The following is a 4208-nucleotide window of genomic DNA, read 5'->3' on the forward strand; positions in this document are numbered from 1 at the left end:
AAATCTTCCATAAACAAAAAGCTTTATAAATTAAAATAAATATGAATACAGATATAAAAAAATTAATGAATATTTACCATATTTTATTAATCTTTATACAAAAAACTAAAACATAAATTATACACAAGTTAAAATTATTTTAGACTTAATTAAATATTTATGAATAAAATATCAAATTCAGATGAAAAATCACACATAGCCGGAAAAACACAAAATTATGAAAATTACCCAAAACATGATTTTTAAAAAATCCAATAAGTTAATAAAATATACAAAATAAATAATATTAACATGAGAATAATTCTTGCAGGTACCGGCAGTGCGGTCGGAAAGACAACAATCGCCACCGGAATAATGAAAGCTTTAAGCGAAAAATACAACGTTCAGCCATTCAAGGCAGGCCCCGACTACATAGACCCGTCCTACCATACCCTGGCAACAGGAAACACTTCAAGGAACCTTGATTCCTTTTTCATGAAGGAAGGCCAAATCAGGGATTCATATCTTAAGGGCATGAAAGGAAAGGACATTGCAGTCATCGAAGGCGTTAGAGGACTTTATGAGGGAATCGACTCCATAAACGACATCGGAAGCACTGCCTCAATAGCAAAGGCTCTAAAAGCGCCGGTGATTCTGATTATCAACTCAAGAAGCCTTGTCAAAAGTGCCGCCGCTTTGGTTTTGGGATTCAAAGCGCTTGATCCTGAAATAAACATTGCAGGAGTGATTTTAAACAAGGTAAAAAACCAGGCCCATTATGAGAAAACCAAAAGGTCGATTGAGGAAATCACCAAAACCGAAGTCATCGGTGGAATCATCCGTGACGACAACATTTCAATCGAGCAGAGGCATTTGGGACTTGTTCCCGCACGTGAAAGGGAAACCTCAATCAGATTCATTGACATCTGGTCAAAGACCATCAGGGAATCAATCGATTTGGACAGATTGGTGGAAATCGCCAAATCAGCGCCAAAAATCACCTCCAAAACCATACCGATCTGGAACAGGCTAAACAAACAACCCGTTAAAATCGGTGTTGCATATGATGAAGTCTTCAATTTCTACTACAAGGAAAACATCGAAGCTCTGGAAGCAAACAATGCAAAAATAGAGTATTTCTCGCCGTTGAATGACGAAAGCCTGCCGGATGTTGACGGACTCTATATCGGCGGAGGATATCCTGAACTTTTCTCAAAGGAACTGTCAGCCAATCTTCAAATGTTAAAAGACATCAAGCAATTCCACAATGAGTCAAGGCCCATCTTTGCCGAATGCGGAGGGCTGATGTATCTGATGAACTCCATTCATGACGATAAGATGGTTGACATCTACCCGTACAAGGCCGTTTTAACAGACAGAGTTCAGGCGCTGAAATACACAATAGCGGAGGTGCAGGAGGACAACATCATCTCCAAAAAGGGCGAAACCTTCCACGGCCATGAATTTCACTACTCAAAGGTCATCGTCAACGACCTGAAAAATCCGTTGGCTTTCAAAATAACAAGAGGAAAAGGCTCATACGAGCTTCAGGACGGCTTTATGGAGAAAAACACCTTGGCAAGCTATGTCCACACCCATGTTGCTGCCATGCCTGACTTTGCAGGAAACCTGTGCATCTCAGCAAGGGAACTGGGAGATTAAAATGAGAAAATACGACTTTTTCAATCCGCTAATTGTAGTTATCGCAATACTTGCATTTCTTGCAATGGGATATGTGGGATCATTCAACTACAGATTTGAAGATCCTCTTGATGCAGAAGTAATTTTAACAGTCATATTTGCATGCATCGTCTTTGCCATTGGATATCTGGCCGTTAAATATAAGGCAAATATCGAAACAGGCGAGACCAACTATTTAAGTGAAAAGCTGCTTTTGACATTGGCAATAATAGCCTTAATCCTTCAAAGCCTGAATCTGGTGCTTTTAGGAGGAATTCCACTATTCAATTCAACTCTCAAGGCAAATGCAACAACAAACATCTGGAGAGTTGCCTATCCCTTGTTTTTGATAACAATCAATCTTTTGCTTGCCAAATACTATGACAGGAAATATCTGATTTTAATAATTTTAGGCGCATTGATATTCGGCCTTAACGGATACAGAACCTCCGTTCTTGGGATTTTGGGAAGCTCATTCATCACATTATACTATCTGGACAAGATTTCCAGGAAATTTGGAATTGTGTTTATCGCAATAATCGTTGCCGGCCTGATTGGCGTTGGATACATCGCTTCCCAGTCAATTTCAAATCAGCACTGGACGCTGAACCCACTGGAACTCATATTTTATCGTGCAGCATTCACACTGGAAGTCTTTGAAAGGATTCTGCCCCTTGCAGGCACAACCGGAGGAAAGATACTGGCGATGATATTCTCATCCGGAAGCCCGAGAACTTTCATCGGAGAATACGTCCTTCACTACAATGTCTGTCTGACATCAACCCTTTTCGGCCCTGTGATGCTTGATTTCGGATATGTAGGTCTGACAATCCAAATGCTTTTTATGGGAGCTTTTCTGGGAGCGATTCATAAAATTAAAAATGGTGCTGGTATCGGAATATATGCGTTCATCCTGACACATACAATAATCTGGATAGAAACAGGTCCAACGGACATAATGATTTGGTTTTTATACCTTATTGGATTAATCTACATTATACTGTCGTTTTACAAAAAAAATACGGGCAGCGATGAGACCTAATCCCATCACCGAAAACCACAATCCCAATTATACGAAGATTAGGATTATCAATATAATCAATGAAATGAAGAATATGAATGTTCCTTTTACGATAAAGTCGGCATTCCTGTCGGTGTAGAATGACAATCCGTAGGACAATGCCAGAGCAACAAACATTTCTATCAGTCCGGCTGTACCGGAATTCATCTTAAGCAGATTGCCGGCAATGAATGATATCAGATAGGAAACAATCACCACCACAAGAACCAGTCCGATAGGATTGCTTATGATTCTGAATATAAGTGAACCGATACCTGAAGAGCCTGCCGCAAAAGAACCTGCCCTTGAATCAAAATTGTACAGATTGGTCTGCTGGGAATAAGGGCTTAGGCTGCCTGTGTTTCTTTGCTGGCGGCCCCTGTTTAAAAGTGAAGAAAATCCTCGGGCATGCGGCTCATCAACATGCCTGTACAATGTGTTCTTATAGACATTAGGATGAGCATCCCTTCGATTCATGATGTATTCCATGTCGGAAGCGTCATAATTGTATTCGGGGTATTCCTCTTCAATATAGGCAGATGCGCCTCCATCATAGACCGTGTTGTCAAGTGTTGTCTGATTGGTCCGGTCCTGATATTTTTTGGCCAATTCAAGCAAATTGTTTCTGTCAACCAATTTGATGTTTTTCCTGATTGCATAGTTTTTGGCCTGATCTGAGAAATATGATGAAGTTACGATAGTCACTTTGGAAGCCTTGAGGCTTGCCTGCACTTCCTCCATTTCCCTCAGGATGTCAACGCCAACCTGAACCTCTTTATCATAATTCAGACATGCTACAACTACCCCAAAGTCCCCAATAGTTGTGGGTAGAATAGCATATATGTCAATGACTTTCTGCGAGGTTTTAAAGTTCTTATAGACCTTAAAACCTGAGTCCTCCATTACTTTCGCTATAAAATTAATCAATTGTGGTTTTTCCAAGTTTCCACCCGCATGTATTTTTTTACAATAATATTATATTTTATGAATTAAATTGTTATTAAAGTTTTTTGTAGGCTTAAATCTATTTGTTTTCAATTAAAAAGCAAAATTGACAGTAAAATATAAAATTGAGTTGATTAAACTATTATAAAATTTATCAAAAGCCATTTGAAGGATTCAATATAATTTAAAAATTTAAATAATTTTGGGCATTGCATAATCGGTTGTTATAATACTGATTTGAAAAAAAGAAAGATTTAATGGTGAAAACATGTGAACTGAGGGAACACTAATTTTAAGTTAAAAATTTAAAAAATAAGGATTTGATAACCCTTATTTAGCGTTATTGACTTGTGATTTCAAATATTTAATTTCAGCTTCAAGGTCTGCATTAGCCCTCTCAAGATCACTAATCTTACCATTAGCAGAAGCATTAGCCCTCTCAAGATCACTAATCTTACCATTAGCAGAAGCATTAGCCCTCTCAAGGTCAGCAATCTTACCATTAGCAGAAGCATTAACCTTTTCAAGTTCTGAAACTTTATTT

At 38.5% G+C, this 4208-nt stretch carries 3 protein-coding genes and 1 pseudogene; 2 read left to right on the plus strand and 2 right to left on the minus strand.

Annotation, left to right across the window (positions count from 1 at the left end):
* The first annotated feature begins 291 nt into the window (after positions 1-291).
* On the plus strand, positions 292-1641 hold the full coding sequence (gene cfbB / locus QZ138_RS11235; RefSeq protein ID WP_292889103.1) for a Ni-sirohydrochlorin a,c-diamide synthase: 1350 nt from the start codon (positions 292-294) through the stop codon (positions 1639-1641).
* A gap of 1 nt (position 1642) precedes the next feature.
* Entirely contained in the window at positions 1643-2701 is a 1059-nt protein-coding gene (locus tag QZ138_RS11240; RefSeq protein WP_292889104.1) for an oligosaccharide repeat unit polymerase family protein, read from the plus strand.
* Positions 2702-2728: 27 nt separating this feature from the next.
* Here QZ138_RS11240 and QZ138_RS11245 read toward each other — a convergent pair whose 3' ends face one another.
* Entirely contained in the window at positions 2729-3661 is a 933-nt protein-coding gene (locus QZ138_RS11245; protein ID WP_292889105.1) for a restriction endonuclease, read from the minus strand.
* Positions 3662-3994: 333 nt separating this feature from the next.
* Positions 3995-4208, minus strand: a pseudogene (locus QZ138_RS11250) (hypothetical protein); the annotation flags it as partial.

It is taken from the genome of Methanobrevibacter sp. UBA212 (assembly GCF_905233225.1).
In the GTDB taxonomy this organism is placed as follows: Archaea; Methanobacteriota; Methanobacteria; order Methanobacteriales; family Methanobacteriaceae; genus Methanocatella.